A 16,765-nucleotide genomic window follows, 5' to 3' on the forward strand; every position below is an offset into this window, starting at 1 on the left:
GACCGGGGGACGGGTCACGCCGTACGCCGTCCGGAGAGCGGCCCGGGGCGGCAGGTTGTCGGCCAGACGGTCGGCTTGTCGGGTGAACGTTCGGCCGATGAGCCGACTGTTCCCCGGCTAGCCGGGGAACAGTCGGTCCTCACCCCCGCCGCCGACGCCGGATCTCCTCGTTGATGGCGGGGACCACCTCGTGCATGTCCCCGACGACGGCGTACGTCGCCTTGGTCATCATCGGGGCCTCGGCGTCGGTGTTGACGGCCACGATCACCTTGGAGCTGGCGCAGCCGGCCCAGTGCTGGATGGCGCCGGAGATGCCGCAGGGGATGTAGACCTCGGGCGAGATCCGGCTGCCGGTCTGCCCGACCTGCTCGTGGTGCGGGCGCCAGCCCAGCGAGGTGACGACGCGGGAGACACCGAGCTGGCCGCCGAGCAACGACGCCAGCTCGCTGACGTCGGCGAAGCCGTCGGGTCCGCCGGCGCCGCGCCCGGCGCCGACCACGACGCGGGCCGACTTCAGGCCGTCGGCGCCGTCGGTGTCGACCGGCTCGGTGGAGACCGCGCGGACCAGCAGGTCCGCCTCCGACGGCTCGACGTCGAGCGGCGTGACGGTGCCCGCTCCGGCGACGTCGGCCGGCGCGATCTCGACGGCGTGGCCGGCCACGGTGAGGACCGCCGGGCGCTGGGAGAGGCGCACCTCCTCGAAGGCCGCACCCCCGACGACCTGCCGGGTGACCGTGAAGGGCGAGAGCCCGCCGAAGGCGACCACGTTGGGGGCCATCGCGACGTCGAGGCGGGTGGCCACGCGGGCCATCACCTCGTTGCCGCGGTTGGTGCCGCCGGCCATCAGCACGACCGCCCGGGTCGCCTCGCGGGCGGCCAGGACGGCGGTGGCGCAGGACGCGCCGGAGAAGGCGTCGTACGCCGAGGAGCCGGCGTGCAGCACCGTGCGCACGCCCGCCTCGGCGAGGTCCTTGGCCACGGAGTCGCCGATCGGCCCGGTGACGACGGCGTCGACCGGCACGCCCCCACCGGCCGCGGCCAGCGTGCGCGCGAAGGTCAGCGCCTCCAGCGAGACCTCGGCGACCACGCCGCCGGTCGTCTCCACGTAGACCACGATCATCGGGCCACCCCCAGCTGCTGCAGCAGGTCGACGACGGCGGGCGCCGCCTCGGGTCCCTCGCCCAGGACCGTCGCCGTCGAGGGCGTCGCCTCCGGGAGCGTCATCCGCACCCGTCCGCTGCCCCGCGGCTCGGCGGCCAGCGCGCGCTGCTCGACCGGGATCTTCTTGGCCTTCATCCGGCCGGTGATGGTCGGGTAGCGGGGCTCGACGCCGCCCTCGAGGACGGTGACCACGGCGGGCGTGGGGACGGCGTACGTCTCCCGGCCCAGGGCGCCCTCGCCGACCAGCGTCGCCGTGCCGCCCTCGACCGAGACGTTCTTGATCCCGGTCACGACCGGGCGCTCGAGGGCGTGGGCGAGCCGGATGCCGACCTGGAAGTCGCCGGAGTCGGCGGCGTCGTTGCCGAGCAGGACGAGGTCGTAGGCACCGTGCTCGGCCTCGTGGTCGGCCACGACGGCCGCGATCTCGCGCGCCACGTCGGCGGGCCCCAGCGCCACCGGGTCGGCCTCGACCAGGGTCGCGGCGGTGCACCCGACGCCGAGCGCCGTGCGGAGCTGCTCGACGGCGTCGGCCGAGCCGATGCTCAGCACCGTCGCCGACCCGTCGGTCGCCGCGGCCACCTGGACGGCCGTCTCGACCGCGCACAGGTCGTGGGCCGACAGCGTGAACCCGACGAAGCGCGCGTCGGCCGACTGGGCGTCCTCGCTCAGCAGCACCTCGCCGGAGAAGTCCGGGACGCGCTTGACGCAGACCAGGACGCGCGCCATCAGCGCATCCGCTCGTTGGTCGGGTCGAGCAGCGGGGTGGAGTCCACCGAGCCGACGACGACGGGGTAGAGCTCCTCCATGTAGGACACCGCGAGCTCCTGGCCGAGCACGGCCTGCTCGGGCGGCAGGTAGGCCAGCAGCACGTGCTTGCCCAGCGAGGGTGCCGAGCCGGCGCTGGTGACGTAGGGGTGGTGGCCGTGACCGTCGGTGAGCAGCTCGCCGTCGCGGGTCAGGATCGGCTCGCCGCCGAGCATGTAGCGCTTCACGCCGCTGGCCGAGACGTGGTCCTCCACGGTCAGCGTGCACAGCACCGCCTGCGGGGCGGCGTCGCGCTGGGCGAGGTAGGCCTCCTTGCCCACGAAGTCGGCCGCCTTGACCTTGGGCCGCTGCATGCCGGCCTCGACGATGCTGCGCTCGGCGTCGAGCTCGGCCCCGAAGGCGCGGTAGCCCTTCTCCAGGCGGCCGGTGGTGCCGTAGACCCCGATGCCGACGGGTACGGCGCCGTGCTCGCGGCCGGCGGTGAGCAGGGCGGCCCACAGGTCGGCAGCCGCCTCGAAGGGCACGTAGAGCTCCCAGCCGAGCTCGCCGACGTAGGAGATCCGCGAGGCCAGCACGGGGGCGTCGACGCCCTTGACGGAGATCTCGCGGCTGGTCAGGAACCCGAAGGCGTCGTTGCTGACGTCGTCGGCGGTGAGCGAGGCGAGGATGTCGCGGGCGCGGGGGCCCCAGATGCCGATGGTGGAGACCTGCTCGGTGACGTCGGCCAGCGTCGCCCCCTCGGCGAGGTGGGAGGTGAACCAGTGGCGGTCGGCCATGCCGTGGGCGCCGCCGGTGACGACGCGGAAGTGGTCCTCACCCAGCCGCATCACGGTCAGGTCGGAGCGGAAGCCGCCCTTGGCGTCGAGCACGGGGGTGTAGACGACCTTGCCGATCGCGACGTCGCACTGCGCGACGCAGGTCTGCTGCACCGAGGCGAGGGCGCCGGGGCCGGTGATGTCGAGGACCTGGAAGGCGGTGAGGTCGATGATGCCGGCGTGCTCGCGCATCGCGAGGTGCTCGGCGTTGACGATCGGGCTCCACCAGCGGGAGTCCCACTCGTGCTCGCGCGGCATCACGGCGTCGCCGTACGTCTCGAGGAGGGGGGCGTTGGACTCGTACCACCACGGCCGCTCCCAGCCGACGGTCTCGTGGAACACCGCGCCGAGCTCGCGCTGGGAGTCGGCCATCGGGGAGAAGCGGACGTCGCGGTCGGAGGCGTACTGCTCGCCGGGGTGGACGATGCCGTAGGTCTTGATGAACGACTCGCTGGTGCGCGCCCGGACGTGCTCGCGGGTGGTCTCGTGGGGGTGGAAGCGCGCGATGTCGCTGTGGGCGACGTCGATCTCGGAGTGGCCGTGGGTCATCCACTCCGCGACGGCGCGTCCGACGCCCGGGCCCTCCTTGATCCAGACCGCGGCGGCGGTCCACAGACCCTTGACGTGGCTCTCGCCCAGGATCGGGGAGCCGTCGGCGGTGAGCGAGAGCAGCCCGTTGATCGCGTAGCGGATCTCGGCGCCGTCGGCCCCGAGCAGCTCGGGCATCAGCTCCAGGGCCTGCTCGAGCTGGGGGTCGAAGTCCTCCTCGGTGAAGGGCATCTCGGTCGGGGAGAGCTTGGCCTGCTCGATCGAGGGGATCTCCTCGGGCTCGTGCAGGATCGCGCGGTGGGCGTAGGAGCCGACCTCCATGTCGGCACCGTGCTGGCGCTCGTAGCAGAAGGTGTCCATGTCGCGCACGATCGGGAAGCTGATCTCGCCCTCGCGCTCGGCGAGCTGGGGGCAGGGGCCGACCGAGATCATCTGGTGGACGGCCGGGGTCAGGGCGATGTTGACGCCCGCCATGTCGCCGATCTTGGGGCTCCACACCCCGCAGGCGATCACGACGTGCTCGGCGTGGATGTCGCCCTGGTCGGTGACGACCTTGGTGATCCGACCGTTCTCGACGCCGAGGTCCTCGACCTCGACGTTCGGCACCACGGTCAGGTGGCCGGTGGCCAGCGCCTGCTCGCGCATGATCGTGCCGGCGCGCAGCGAGTCGACGACGCCGACCGAGGGGCACCAGAAGGCGCCGATGATCTGGTCGGGGTCGAGGAACGGCACCTTCTCGGCGACGAACTCCGGGGTCACGATCTCGGCCTCGATGCCCCAGGCCTTGGCGCTGGACATCCGGCGCCGCAGCTCCTCCATCCGCTCTGGCGTGCGCGCGACCTCGAAGCCGCCGGACTGGGTGAAGACGCCCATCTCCTTGTACTGCTTGACCGAGTCCATCGTCAGGTCGGTGATCTCGCGGGAGTGGTCCACCGGGAAGATGAAGTTGCTGGCGTGGCCGGTCGAGCCGCCCGGGTTGGGCAGGGCTCCCTTGTCGAGCTGGACCACGTCGGTCCACCCCAGCCGGGTCAGGTGGTGCACGAGGCTGTTGCCGACGATGCCCGCGCCGATGACGACGACCTTCGCGGTGCTGGGGACGGTGGCCATGGGGGTCCTCCGGGGCTCAGGTGATGCACCTGGTGTTGCGCATGATGCAACGTGGTGCGCGATGAGAAACTCTGTGTCCATCGTCGGTCGCGGCCCGGGGGGTGTCAAGGACCCGGGGTGGGTGGGTGCGGGGGGTCGGGCCGGCCGGCTTGCTGCAAATGTCGCGGGGGAGACGCATGGGGTCCCCAGGGGTCACGGCTGCCACATCGCCACGGCGGGGGTCTGCGAATGTCGCTGGAGGTGCTGACGGGGTCCGCGACGAGCGCGGCCGCGTCACATGTGCAGAGCGCTCCCGTGGCGATGTGGCAGGAATCGACGCACGGGTGCCACAGGCGACTCCCAGGTCACATTTGCAGAGTCCCCGCCCGCCCGCCTCACGTACGACGAGCGTGGTCGGGTCGCACGTGCAGACCCCCCCACGTACGACGACCGGGCGGCGCGTCGGGGGAGCCGACGCGACCGCCCGGTCGCCGTGAGGAGCAGAGGGTCAGCCGAGCCAGGCCTTGACCTTGTCGGGGTTGGCGTCGACCCACTTCTTGGCGGCGTCGTCGGGCTTCATGCCGTCCTGGGCGATGTACTTGGCGACCAGGTTCTGGTCGTCGTTGGTCCAGCTGAACTTCTTGACCAGGCCGACGGCGGGCGAGCCGGAGTCGGCGAACTTCTTGGCGATCAGCTTGTTCAGCGTGTACGGCGGGTAGTCGCAGTTCACCTTGGCCGGGACGGCGTCGCAGCCGTTGGTGTACTTCGGCAGGTCGACGTGGACCAGCTTCATCTCCGAGAAGAACCACTGCGGCTCGTAGAAGTAGGCCAGCAGCGGCGTCTTGTTCTTCTCCGCGGACTTGAAGCTCTGGATCAGGCCGGCCTCGCTGCCGCCGACGACCACCTTGTAGTTCAGCTTCAGGTTCTTCACCAGCGCCTCGTCGTTGGTGACGTAGGACGGGTCGCCGTCGAGCAGCTGACCCTTGCTGCCGGACTCCGAGGTCTTGAACATCGAGGCGTACTTGTTCAGGTTCTTCCAGTTGGTGATGTCGGGGTACTTCTGGGCCATCCACGGCGGCACGTACCAGCCGATGATCCCCTTGCCGCCGGTCGGGCCGGCGTCGACGACGCTCTTCTGCTGGTCGATGTACTTCTTGACCAGGTCGGGGTGGCCCCAGTTCTCCACGATGGTGTCGATGGAGCCGCTCGCCATGCCCTGCCAGCCCACCTCCTCCTTGACGTCGGGGTAGGTGACGTTGCAGCCGAGCTTGCTCTGCGCGATGTAGCCGATCACGTGGGCGTTGGCCACGTAGCCGGTCCACGGGTTCACCGCGATGCGCAGGTCGCCGCAGCTCTTGCCGCTGGAGCTGCCGCCGCTCGTGGTGGTGTCCTTGATGCCCCCGCTCCCGCACCCGGCGAGACCGGCCACGCCGAGGCCCACCGAGGCCACGATCGCCACCAACCGGGTGCGTCCCCGGATCAGTCCTCGTGCCATGTCGTTCTCCTCTGCTCTGCTGCTCCGCGGTCGGCCCGTGGAGACGTCTGGGTGGGGTGGGGTGCGGTCATCGCCCGCTGCGGCCGGCGGCGTGACGGGCGATCCGGTCGAGCATCACGCCCAGGGCGGTGATCGCGATGCCGGCCGCCAGCCCCTTGCCGAAGAGCTGGTCCTGGGCGAAGCCGGAGACCACCAGGTAGCCCAGGCTGCCGCCGCCGACCAGGCCGCCGATGACCACCATCGACAGCACGTAGAGCAGTCCCTGGTTGGTGGCCAGGACCAGGGCCTCGCGCGCCATCGGCAGCTGCACCTTGGTGATCAGCTGCCAGGTGGTCGAGCCGCTCGCCCGGGCCGCCTCGACGGTGGTGGGGGCGACGCCGCGGATGCCGTCGGCGACCAGCTTGGTGGCGATGGGCACGGCGTACGCCAGGGCGGCCATGATCGCGGTGAAGCGGCCCACGCCGAAGAGCGCCAGCGCCGGGACCAGGTAGACGAACGGCGGGATCGTCTGGAAGGCGTCCAGGAACGGTCGGATCAGCGTGTCGGCCCGCCGGTTGCGTCCCATCGCGACGCCGAGCACGACCGCGACGACCATCACCAGCAGGGTGGCGATCAGGGTCATCGCGAGCGTCAGCATGGTGTCGTTCCACAGGCCGACGGCGTAGATGATGGCCAGGCACACCACGGTCGGGACGACCGGCCGCCACCCGCCGAGGACGAAGGCCAGGGCCAGGATCACCACGGCCATCAGCCACCAGGGCGAGTCCGAGAGGAGGCTCTGGAACGGGTTGACCACCCAGTCCGTGACGTCGTTCTTCAGCGCCAGCGTGAAGGTGTCGATCAGGTCGATGAACCAGGTGGCGAAGTCGTTGACGAGCTTGGTGGCCGTCTGGCCGTCGATCGGCTTGAGGAAGGGCCACACGGTGCGGTCCGGGAACTGCGCGAGGTCGAGCTGGGCGCGCGAGAGGTAGACCGCGACCAGCACCGGCACCAGCCACAGCGCTCGGACCGACCACCGGCCGGCACTGGTCAGGCGCGGCCGGCGTACGCCGCGGCCGGCGTTCTCGGTGGCCCAGCGCGGCAGCTTCTCCAGCACCACGCCCATGCGCATGACCCCGGGGCCGCTGACCGAGGCGAGGCCGGAGCCCCTGCGGCCCGAGCTCTCCGAGCGCTCGCTGGCCGCGGTCGTGGTGCGGTCCAGCATGATCGCCATCAGCACGATCAGGATGCCGGCCACCGCCGCGGCGCCGATGTTCTGCACCTGCAGGGCCGCGTTGACGGGCTTGCCGAGCCCGGGGCCGTTGACCAGCGAGGCGATCGTGGCCATCGACAGGGCGGCCATCATGCTCTGGTTGATGCCGACGACGATGGTGCGGCGGGCCATCGGCAGCTCGACCTGGCGCAGCATCTGCCGCCCGGTGAGCCCCATCGAGCGGGCCGCCTCCACCGTCGTCTGCGGCACCGAGCGGATGCCGTGCTCGGAGATGCGCACGAGCGGGGGCAGGGCGTAGATGACGGTCAGCACGATCCCGGTGGTGGGGCCGATGCCGAACCCGAGGGCGACCGGGGCGAGGTAGGCGAAGGGGGGCAGCGTCTGGGCGATGTCGAGGAACGGCGTGACCACCGCCGAGACGCGGTGGCTGCGGGCCATGGCGATGCCGAGGGGCAGGCCGATCACGAAGCAGACCGCGACGGAGAGCAGCGTGACCAGCAGGAGGTCCAGGCTGTCCTGCCAGAGGTCGAAGATCCCGAAGAACAGCATCGAGACGACGACCAGGGCCATCGAGCGCAGGCCCGCGACCGCCCAGCTGATCCAGGCGGCGACGGCGATCACGCCCAGCCACCCGACCTGGGGGACCGGTCGCGGGAAGGCCGGGACGCTGACGAGCTTCTGGAGGAAGGTGAAGACGGCGTTGAAGGTGTCGCCGATGAAGCCCAGGACGCCGCCGAAGAACCAGTTGTCCGGGCCGTGCAGCTGGACCCAGTCGCGCACACGGTTGAGCCAGTCGTGGAAGCCGGTGGTGTCCTGGATGCCCAGGGCGCGGGTGTCGTGGCCCCTGAGCAGGGCGAACAGCACCAGCCAGACCACGAGGACCCCGAGGAGGAGGGCGCCGGTGTGGCGCTTGCGGCTGGCCTCGACGTACGGCTGCTCCTCCTTGCTGCCGCCCGACTCGGGGGCCGCGGGCGGGGGAGCCGTCGCCGTCGTGGTCATCTCAGCGACCGTCCTCGGCGACGACGACCCGCAAGATGTCCTCGTCGTCGACCACCCCGACCACGCGGTCGCCCTCGACCACCCGGCAGGGGCCGCGGTGGTCGAGCACCGCCCGGGCCGCGTCGCGCACGATCGTGTCGCACGACAGGGACGGCGCGTCGGCCGAGGTCGAGCCGTCGTCGGGGCGCATCACCCACTTCAAGGTGAGCACGTGGGACTTGGGGACGTCGCTGGTGAAGTCGCGGACGTAGTCGTCGGCGGGGGCGCCGACGACCTCGTCGGGCGTCCCGATCTGGACGACCTCGCCGTCGCGCATGATCAGGATCCGGTCGCCCAGCTTGAGGGCCTCGGCGAGGTCGTGGGTGATGAAGACCATCGTCTTGCCGACCTCCTCGTGCAGCCGGATGACCTCCTGCTGCATGTCGCGGCGGATCAGCGGGTCCAGCGCCGAGAACGGCTCGTCGAACATCATCACGTCGGGGTCGGCGGCCAGGGCCCGGGCCAGGCCGACCCGCTGCTGCATGCCGCCGGAGAGCTGGTCGGGGTAGTTGTTCTCGTAGCCCGAGAGGCCCACCAGGTCGACCATCTCCTGGGCGCGGTCGCGGCGCTGCTTCTTGCCCTCGCCGCGCACCTCGAGGCCGAAGGCGACGTTGTCGACGACCTTGCGGTGCGGCAGCAGGCCGAAGTGCTGGAAGACCATCGAGACCTTGCGCCGCCGGGTGTCGAGCAGGTCGGAGTCGGTCATGCCGGTGATCCGGTCGCCGTACAGCTCCACGGTGCCGGCGGTGGGCTCGATCAGCCGGGTCAGCAGCCGCACCAGCGTGGACTTGCCCGAGCCGGAGAGACCCATCACCACGAAGACCTCGCCGGGGGCGACGTCGAAGGAGACGTCGCGGATGCCGACGACGTGGCCGGTCTGCTCCTGGAGCTCCTTGCGGGAGAGCTGCGCCTGGTCGGTGCCGATGATCTTGTCGGCGCGCGGGCCGAAGATCTTCCACAGGCCCTCGACGTGGAGCGCGGGGGGCCCGCTGGCCGGGGTCGTGCTCGCCGGTCGCTCGTCGGTGGCGGTCATGACCGCACCTCCTCGGGTCGGGTGTTCCGGCTGTCGCCGGGCGGGTAGAGGGGTGAGTCGTCGCGGTGACGGTAGAACGGGACGGGCTCGGCGACCAGGGGCGTGTGGCCCAGGATGAGATCGGCGGCCTTCTCGGCGACCATCATCACGGGGGCGTAGATGTTGCCGTTGGTGACGTAGGGGAAGACGCTGGCGTCGACCACGCGCAGGCCCTCGGTGCCGTGCACCCGCATCGAGGAGGGGTCGGTCACCGACATCTCGTCCAGGCCCATCTTGGCGGTGCACGAGGGGTGCAGGGCGGTCTCGGCGTCCTTGCGGACCCACTCGAGGATCTCCTCGTCGGTCTCCACGCTCGGCCCCGGCGACAGTTCGCCCGCGTTGAACGGGTCGAAGGCGGGCTGGCCCAGGATGTCGCGGGCGACCCGCACGGCCTCGACCCACTCGCGCTTGTCGTTGGGCGTGGAGAGGTAGTTGAACAGCATCTTCGGGTGCTGCTGGGGGTCGCGGCTGGCGATGCGCACCCAGCCGCGGGTGTCGGCGTACATCGGCCCGATGTGGACCTGGTAGCCGTGGCCCTCGGTGGGCGCCGAGCCGTCGTAGCGCACCGCGATCGGCAGGAAGTGGAACATCAGGTTGGGCCAGTCGACGTCCTCGTTGCTGCGGGCGAAGCCGCCGCCCTCGAAGTGGTTGGTGGCGCCGAGACCCTGGCGGCGGAACAGCCAGTTGGCGCCGATGCCCGGGCGGCGGTGCCAGGCCATGCCGGGGGCGATCGAGACCGGCAGCTTGGAGCTGTGCTGGATGTAGACCTCGAGGTGGTCCTGGAGGTTCTCCCCGACGCCCTTGAGGCCGTGCACGACCGGGACGCCGAGCGGCTCGAGCAGGGCGGGGTCGCCGACGCCGGAGAGCTGGAGCAGCTGCGGGGTGTTGATGGCGCCGCCGCACAGGATCACCTCGCCGGCCCTCGCCGTACGCCGGGAGCGGCCGGCGCGGAGGTACTCCACCCCGGTCGCGCGGGTGCCGTCGAAGAGGATGCCGGTGGCCATCGCGAGCGTCTCGACGCGCAGGTTGGGCCGGTCCATGACCGGGTGCAGGTAGGCCCGGGCCGCCGAGAGCCGCCGTCCGCGGTGGACGTTGCGGTCGAAGCGCGCGAAGCCCTCCTGGCGGTAGCCGTTCACGTCGTCGGTGAGGGGGTAGCCGGCCTGCTGGGCGGCCTCGAAGAAGGCCCCGAACAGCGGGTTGGTGGCCGGCCCGCGCTCGAGCACGAGCGGACCGCTGCCGCCGCGCCAGGTGTCGGCCTCGACGCGCCCGTCGACCATCAGGGTCTCCATGCGCTTGAAGTACGGCAGGCAGTGCAGGTAGTCCCAGTCCTGGAGACCCTCGTCGCCGGCCCAGCGCTCGTAGTCCATCGGGTTGCCGCGCTGGAAGATCATCCCGTTGATCGAGCTGGACCCGCCGAGCACCTTGCCGCGGGCGTGGTAGATCCGGCGTCCGTGCATCTCCGGCTCGGGCTCGGTCTCGTACTTCCAGTCGTAGAACCGGCTGCCGATCGGGAACGGCAGCGCGGCCGGCATGTGGATGAAGGGGTCGATCCGGAAGTCCGACCGCCCGGCCTCCAGCACCAGCACGCTGGTCGCGGGGTCGGCGCTGAGCCGGTTGGCCAGGGCGCACCCGGCCGACCCGCCGCCGACGATGACGAAGTCCCAGTGCTCCCGCCGCCCGCTCACGACGCGCCCCCGTCGGTCGGGCCTGCCGCGGCCCCGAACCAGTCGCTGGGGGCCGGTGCGATGTTGTGCCACACGTGCTTGACCTCCTGGTACTCCGCGAGACCGTGCTCCCCGAGCTCCCGACCGATGCCGGACTGCTTGTAGCCGCCCCACTCCGCCTGCGCGAGGTAGGGGTGGAAGTCGTTGATCCAGACCGTGCCCATCCGCAGGCGGGCCGCGATCCGCTGGCCCTTGCCGGCGTCCTGGGTCCAGACCGCGCCGGCCAGGCCGTAGATCGAGTCGTTGGCCAGCCGGACGGCCTCGTCCTCGCCGGTGAAGGTCTCGACGGTCAGGACCGGCCCGAAGGACTCCTCCTGGGCCACCCGCATCCCCGAGGTGACCTCGCCCAGGATCGTGGGGGCGTAGAAGAACCCGTCGGCGAGGTCGCCGTCGGTGACCCGGTGGCCGCCGAGCAGGACGGTGGCGCCCTCCGCCCGGCCGGCGTCGACGTACGCCGCGACCTTGTCCAGGTGGCCCTGGGAGATCAGCGCCCCGGTCTCGGCGTCGGCGTCGAAGGGGCCGCCGAGGCGGATCGTGCCCGCACGGCGCACGAGCTCGGCGACGAAGTCGTCGGCGATGGAGTCCTCGACCAGCAGGCGTGCCCCGGCGGAGCAGACCTGGCCGGAGTGCAGGAAGACCGCGGTGAGCGCGTTGTCGAGGGCGGCCTCGCGGTCGGCGTCGGCGAAGACGACGTTGGGGTTCTTGCCGCCCAGCTCGAGCGCCACCCGCTTCACCGTCGCCGAGGCCGCGGCCATGATCCGTTTGCCGGTCTCGAGGCCGCCGGTGAAGGAGACCAGGTCGACGCGGGGGTCCTCGCTCAGGGCCGCGCCGGCGTCGGGGCCGGTCCCGAGCACCAGGTTGGCGACACCGTCGGGGACGCCGGCCTCGGCCAGCAGCCGCATCAGGTGCACGGCCGTGTGCGGGGACAGCTCGCTGGGCTTGAGCACGAAGGTGCACCCCGCGGCCAGCGCCGGGGCGACCTTCCACGCCACCTGGAGCAGGGGGTAGTTCCACGGCGTGATCAGGCCGCACACGCCGACCGGCTCGGTGACCACACGGCTCACGACGCTCGCGTTGCCGGTGTCGACGACCCGGCCCGCGTGGGCGTCGGCGACCCGGCCGAAGTGGGCGAAGACGCTGGTGACGTCGTCGACGTCGAGCTCGCTCTCCACCAGCCGCTTGCCGGTGTCGAGCGACTCCGCGCGGGCGATCGCGGCCTTGTCGCGCTGGAGCAGGTCGGCCACGCGCAGCAGCAGGTCGCCGCGCTCGCGGGCGGTGGTGGCGGCCCAGGGGCCGTCGTCGAAGGCGGCGCGGGCGGCGGCGATCGCGGACTCGGTGTCGACCCGGGTGGACTCGTCGACCTCGGCCACGAGCGTGCCGTCCGCGGGGCAGCGGATCTCCCGGCGGCCACCCTCGCGAGCGGCGACCCACTCCCCACCGATGAAGTTCTCGGGCATCCGCGTCCGTCCTCGGTCGTGGCGCAGCGAGGTGCTGCGCACCCTCACGCGTTGCGTCATCTGCAACCGGTGAGCGCTATCCGAGACACAATGCTCACGGTCGGGGGGCGCGTCAAGGTCCGCAACACGATCGGTACCGACCGTTCTGGACCACGCGCCGACCGCTCAGGCGCTCAGCGCACGCCCCACCCGAGGCGGTGCGACAGCTCGACCGCGGCCTCGACCAGCAGCGGGGTGACCTCGGCGACCCGGTCCTCCCGGAGCCGGAAGGTCGGCCCCGAGACGCTCATCGAGCACAGGACGTCGCCGTGGGCGTTGCGCACCGGCGCCGCGATCGCGGTGAGCCCGATCTCCAGCTCGTCGACCGCGACCGCGTGGCCCTGCTCGCGGACGACCTCCAGCTCCCGGCGCAGCCGGGCCTTGCTGGTGATCGTCGCCCCGGTGTACGCCGGGAGGCTGGCCAGCAGGTCGTCCAGCTCGCGGGCCTCGAGCCAGGCCAGCAGGACCTTGCCGTTGCTGGTGGCGTGCAGGGGGATGTGCTGGCCGACCCAGTTGTGGGTGCCCAGCGCGGACGGGCCCGCGACCTGGTCGAGGTAGAGCGCGCTGTGACCCGAGAGGGTGGCCAGGTTGACCGTCTCGCCGGTGTCGGCGGCCAGCTGCTTGCACAGCGGCCGCGCCTCCTGGACGACGTCGAGCCGGGCGCTGGTCGCCCCGGCCAGGCGCAGCAGCCCGACGCCGAGGCGGTACTTGCCCCGACCCTCGACCTGCTCGACCAGGCCGTGCTGCTCCAGGGTGGCCACGAGCCGGAAGGCCGTGCTCTTGTGGACCTCGAGGGCGGCGGCGACCTCCGTGACGCCGGCCTCGCCGGTGCGTGCCAGGATCTCCAGGATCCGCAGGGCCCGGTCGACGGACTGCACGCCCGGAGCACTCCCCGGAGCGCCCGGGCTCCCGGAGGCCTCCACGGCGCCGTTGCTCATGACGCGACCGTAGACCGCCAGGCGCAACCAGGCCAGGGGCCGACCGAGGACCGTGCCGCACCAGGATCGACGAGACCAGCACCGACGAGACCAGGAGACCCATGAAGGCGAAGTTCGCCACGACCTGCCCCGCGTGCGCCGAGCGGATCGGGGTGGGGGCCGAGATCGTCCGCGACGGGACCGGCTCCGCCTGGGTCCACGAGGCGTGCCGGGGCAGGGAGCTCGCGACCGGCACCGGCGCTGCCGCACCCGCGAAGAAGGCGACCGCGGGGAAGGCGGCCCCGAAGAAGGCGGCGGGGAAGAAGGCCGCCCACGTCAGCGACGCCGACGACCCCGTCCCGCCCGGCACCACGGTCGCCTTCACCGACGGCGCGTGTCGCGGCAACCCGGGACCCGGGGGCTGGGCCTGGGCGGTGCAGGACGGCCTCGAGGACTCCGGCCACGACCCGGCCACCACCAACCAGCGGATGGAGGTGATGGCGGCCTACCAGGCGATCCGGTCGCTGCCCGGGCCGCTGGTGGTGGTGAGCGACTCGACGTACGTCGTGAACTGCTTCAAGAACAGCTGGTGGACCGGCTGGCGGGCCCGTGGCTGGGTCAACGCGGCCAAGAAGCCGGTGGCCAACCGCGACCTGTGGGAGCCCCTGATCGACCTGGTCGAGGAGCGCGGCGACGTCACCTTCCGCTGGGTCAAGGGTCACTCCGGCCACCCGATGAACGACCTGGTCGACCGGCTCGCGGTCGAGGCCAGCCACGCGGGCTGAGGCGGGGCACGTGACCGGTGCGGGCGGGGCGGGGGCAGGCCTGAACGTGCCGGCCGACGTGCTCGTGCACCTGCGCCGCGCCCGGGACCACCTGGACCGCCACTTCGCCGAGCCCGTCGACCTCGAGCTCCTCGCCCGGCTCGCGGGGATCAGCAAGTGGCACTTCCACCGGCTCTTCACCCAGACGTACGGCGTGACGCCCGCGGCGTACCTCTCCCGGCGTCGGATCGAGCGTGCGCAGGACCTCCTGCGCGCCACCACCCTGGGCGTCACCGAGGTCTGCCACGCCGTGGGCTTCTCCAGCCTCGGCTCGTTCAGCAGCCGGTTCCGGGCCGTCGTGGGGGAGACGCCGAGCGACTTCCAGCAGCGCTGGGGAGCCTCGGCGCCGCGGATCCCGGGGTGCTTCGTGCTGATGGCCGGGCTGGTCGAGACCTCCGCAAGCCAGGAGAAGCGGCCGGCGGCCGAGCCTGGCTAGCGTCGCCCGCATGATCACCCACATCTCGATCGTCAGCGTCTTCGTCAAGGACCAGGACGAGGCCAAGCGCTTCTACGTCGACGTGCTCGGCTTCGAGGAGAAGGACGACATCCGGCTCGGCGACTACCGCTGGTGCACCGTCGTCCACCCCTCCCAGCCCGAGCTCCAGGTCAACCTCTCGGTGCCCGGCCCGCCACACTCCCCCGACATGGTCGAGGCGATGAAGCGGGCGATGGACGGCGGCGGCATGGCCGGCCTGGGCCTGACCGTCGACGACTGCCGCGCGACGGTGGCCGACCTCAAGAGCAAGGGCGTGGAGTTCGTCCAGGACCCCGAGGAGAGGCCGTACGGCGTGGAGGCCGTGTGCCGCGACAACTCGGGCAACTGGATGGTGCTCGTCGAGCAGCGCCCCTACGACCCGGCCGCGATGGAGGCCTCCGCCGGCTCCTGAGCCCCGACGGGCGCGGTGGCGGACGGCAGGGTGAAGCAGAACCGCGAGCCGACCCCGAGCTCGCTCTCGGCCCAGACCCGCCCGCCGTGGGCCTCCACGACGTGGCGGGTGATGGACAGGCCGGGCCCGGTGCCGGCCTGGGTGCGGGCGTCGTCGGGATCGACCTGGTGGAAGCGGTCGAAGACGGCCTCGAGCTCGCCCGCGGGGATGCCGCGCCCGGTGTCGGCCACGCGGAGCTCGACCCAGCCGTCGGACTCGACCGCGCCCACCGTCACGCTCCCCCCGGGCGGGGTGAACTTCACCGCGTTGCCGACCAGGTTGACCAGCGCCTGCGTGGTGCGGTCGCCGTCGCAGTGCGCCCGGAGGTCCATCGGGGTGAGGACCAGGGCCACGCCGGCCTCGTCGGCCAGCGGGCGCAGGGGCTCCACCGCCTCGGCCACCAGGCGCTCGAGGTCGTGCCGCTGCGGGCGTACCCCGAAGGTGCCGCTCTGGAGCCGCTCGAGGTCGATGATGTCGTCGACCAGGCGGGACAGGCGCAGGCTGCCCCGGGCGGCCATGGCGACGACCGGCCGGGCGGCCTCGGGCAGCTCGCCGGCGTCGCCGTCGACCAGCAGCTCCAGGGAGCCCCGGATCGCGGTCAGCGGCGTGCGCAGCTCGTGGCTGACCGCCGAGACGAACTCCTGCTTCATCGCGTCCAGCCGGCGGTGCTGCTCGGTGAGCTGGCGCAGCTCCTCGGTGCGGGCGCACACCCGGGCCTCCAGGTCGCGGCGCAGGTGCAGGTTGTGGGTGGTCAGGGCGACCCGGCGCCAGGTGGTCAGGCCCAGCACGGCCAGGGCCAGGACGAGCTGCAGGTCGCCGTCCACGCCGCGGGCCAGGCAGGCGACCAGGGCGACCAGGGCCACGAGGTCGGGCAGGACCGGGGTGACGGCGCCGCCCAGGTCGCGGTGCAGCACGCGTCGAGGCGTCTCCCAGGAGACCGCGGCCAGCGCGGCGAACGCCAGCAGCGAGCTCGCGGCGACGTACCCCAGCTGGGAGACGTGGCCGCCCTCCCGGCCGTGGACGCCGTCGAGCGCGAAGGCGAAGTCGCCGACCGCGAAGGCGGCGAAGGTCAGTGCGAGCAGCACCACGTCCAGCCGCAGCCGGCCGGTGCTGCGCATCAGCAGCACCGCGACCAGGCTGATCACCAGCAGGTCCATGGTGGGGTAGACGAGGAACAGGAACGCCCGGGTGCCCTCGGCCAGGCGGTGCACCTCGCTCAGGGCCAGCACCGCCCCGAGCAGCAGCAGCGAGGAGCCCAGCACCAGCACGTCGACCAGGACCGGCCGCCACGACCCCGGCAGCCCCCGGGCGGTGGGGTAGGTCGCCAGCGCGAGCACGGTCGGCGCCAGCGCCGCGAGGTAGAGCACGTCGGGACCCGAGAGCGTCCGCTGCGCCGAGGAGCCCCCGGCGGCCACCCACTGGGCCGCGCCGAGCGCGTTGAGCAGGATCGTCAGGGCCAGCAGCGCCCACGACCGCCTCAGGCGACCCCGGCTGCGGACCGCGGCGTACGTCGTGCACGCGAGCGTGACCACGGCCGAGACCACCGGCAGCGAGTCGCCGTCGACCGGTCCCCAGGAGAGGTCGAGCGCGACGACGGGGACCGCGAGCCCGGCCACCAGGACCACGAGGGCCGCCCCCAGGAGCGGGGCGAGCACGCGCCGACCGGACCCGGGATGAGGGGTCC

The 16,765-nt window shown here is 72.3% G+C and carries 13 protein-coding genes; 3 read left to right on the top strand and 10 right to left on the bottom strand.

The annotated features are described in order from the left end of the window. Positions 1-139 precede the first annotated feature (139 nt). From ACYVDA_RS02575 to ACYVDA_RS02615, 9 genes are all read right to left on the bottom strand, one after another. Positions 140-1,120 carry an electron transfer flavoprotein subunit alpha/FixB family protein gene (locus tag ACYVDA_RS02575; protein ID WP_460814732.1) on the bottom strand — a complete coding sequence of 327 codons (981 nt, stop codon included), beginning with the start codon at positions 1,118-1,120 and terminating at the stop codon, positions 140-142. Further along, positions 1,117-1,887, bottom strand: a complete 771-nt coding sequence (locus ACYVDA_RS02580) for an electron transfer flavoprotein subunit beta/FixA family protein (protein WP_460814734.1) — start codon at positions 1,885-1,887, stop codon at positions 1,117-1,119. The genes ACYVDA_RS02575 and ACYVDA_RS02580 overlap by 4 nt, the downstream gene beginning before the upstream one ends. Then, complete coding sequence (locus ACYVDA_RS02585; protein ID WP_460814737.1) at positions 1,887-4,397, bottom strand: GcvT family protein; 2,511 nt, start codon at positions 4,395-4,397, stop codon at positions 1,887-1,889. The genes ACYVDA_RS02580 and ACYVDA_RS02585 overlap by 1 nt, the downstream gene beginning before the upstream one ends. Before the next feature lie 487 nt (positions 4,398-4,884). After that, positions 4,885-5,871, bottom strand: a complete 987-nt coding sequence (locus tag ACYVDA_RS02590) for an ABC transporter substrate-binding protein (RefSeq protein WP_460814740.1) — start codon at positions 5,869-5,871, stop codon at positions 4,885-4,887. A gap of 67 nt (positions 5,872-5,938) precedes the next feature. After that, positions 5,939-8,083 (bottom strand): ABC transporter permease, encoded by a 2,145-nt coding sequence (locus ACYVDA_RS02595; protein ID WP_460814742.1) that lies wholly within the window; start codon positions 8,081-8,083, stop codon positions 5,939-5,941. A 1-nt stretch (position 8,084) separates the two neighbouring features. Beyond that, on the bottom strand, positions 8,085-9,155 hold the full coding sequence (locus ACYVDA_RS02600; RefSeq protein WP_460814744.1) for a quaternary amine ABC transporter ATP-binding protein: 1,071 nt from the start codon (positions 9,153-9,155) through the stop codon (positions 8,085-8,087). Further along, the gene (gene betA, locus ACYVDA_RS02605) at positions 9,152-10,879 is read right to left on the bottom strand and encodes a choline dehydrogenase (RefSeq protein ID WP_460814746.1); all 1,728 of its coding nucleotides are present in this window, start codon (positions 10,877-10,879) and stop codon (positions 9,152-9,154) included. Before betA ends, ACYVDA_RS02600 begins: the two co-directional genes overlap by 4 nt. After that, entirely contained in the window at positions 10,876-12,423 is a 1,548-nt protein-coding gene (locus tag ACYVDA_RS02610; RefSeq protein ID WP_460814748.1) for an aldehyde dehydrogenase family protein, read from the bottom strand. Before ACYVDA_RS02610 ends, betA begins: the two co-directional genes overlap by 4 nt. 125 nt (positions 12,424-12,548) lie before the next feature. After that, a complete protein-coding gene (locus ACYVDA_RS02615) occupies positions 12,549-13,352 on the bottom strand; it encodes an IclR family transcriptional regulator (protein ID WP_460814750.1) in 804 nt (267 codons plus the stop codon). Positions 13,353-13,453: 101 nt separating this feature from the next. Here ACYVDA_RS02615 and ACYVDA_RS02620 point away from each other — a divergent pair, with 101 nt between their 5' ends. From ACYVDA_RS02620 to ACYVDA_RS02630, 3 genes are read left to right on the top strand one after another with little or no spacing between them, the layout of a single operon-like run. Then, the gene (locus ACYVDA_RS02620; protein ID WP_460814752.1) at positions 13,454-14,116 is read left to right on the top strand and encodes a ribonuclease H family protein; all 663 of its coding nucleotides are present in this window, start codon (positions 13,454-13,456) and stop codon (positions 14,114-14,116) included. Positions 14,117-14,126: 10 nt separating this feature from the next. Further along, on the top strand, positions 14,127-14,591 hold the full coding sequence (locus ACYVDA_RS02625; RefSeq protein WP_460814754.1) for a helix-turn-helix domain-containing protein: 465 nt from the start codon (positions 14,127-14,129) through the stop codon (positions 14,589-14,591). 10 nt (positions 14,592-14,601) lie between these two features. Beyond that, positions 14,602-15,042 (top strand): VOC family protein, encoded by a 441-nt coding sequence (locus ACYVDA_RS02630; protein WP_460814755.1) that lies wholly within the window; start codon positions 14,602-14,604, stop codon positions 15,040-15,042. Here ACYVDA_RS02630 and ACYVDA_RS02635 read toward each other — a convergent pair. Then, entirely contained in the window at positions 15,003-16,736 is a 1,734-nt protein-coding gene (locus ACYVDA_RS02635) for a sensor histidine kinase (protein ID WP_460814757.1), read from the bottom strand. The genes ACYVDA_RS02630 and ACYVDA_RS02635 overlap by 40 nt on opposite strands. Positions 16,737-16,765: the final 29 nt, after the last annotated feature.

This window comes from Nocardioides korecus, assembly GCF_054778395.1.

Bases quoted from the DNA above. Each gene is read 5' to 3' on its own strand.
- ACYVDA_RS02595 (WP_460814742.1), bottom strand. From the start codon at position 8,083: ATGACCACGACGGCGACGGCTCCCCCGCCCGCGGCCCCCGAGTCGGGC.
- ACYVDA_RS02590 (WP_460814740.1), bottom strand. From the start codon at position 5,871: ATGGCACGAGGACTGATCCGGGGACGCACCCGGTTGGTGGCGATCGTG.
- ACYVDA_RS02600 (WP_460814744.1), bottom strand. From the start codon at position 9,155: ATGACCGCCACCGACGAGCGACCGGCGAGCACGACCCCGGCCAGCGGG.
- ACYVDA_RS02620 (WP_460814752.1), top strand. From the start codon at position 13,454: ATGAAGGCGAAGTTCGCCACGACCTGCCCCGCGTGCGCCGAGCGGATC.
- ACYVDA_RS02630 (WP_460814755.1), top strand. From the start codon at position 14,602: ATGATCACCCACATCTCGATCGTCAGCGTCTTCGTCAAGGACCAGGAC.
- ACYVDA_RS02580 (WP_460814734.1), bottom strand. From the start codon at position 1,887: ATGGCGCGCGTCCTGGTCTGCGTCAAGCGCGTCCCGGACTTCTCCGGC.
- ACYVDA_RS02585 (WP_460814737.1), bottom strand. From the start codon at position 4,397: ATGGCCACCGTCCCCAGCACCGCGAAGGTCGTCGTCATCGGCGCGGGC.
- ACYVDA_RS02615 (WP_460814750.1), bottom strand. From the start codon at position 13,352: ATGAGCAACGGCGCCGTGGAGGCCTCCGGGAGCCCGGGCGCTCCGGGG.
- ACYVDA_RS02575 (WP_460814732.1), bottom strand. From the start codon at position 1,120: ATGATCGTGGTCTACGTGGAGACGACCGGCGGCGTGGTCGCCGAGGTC.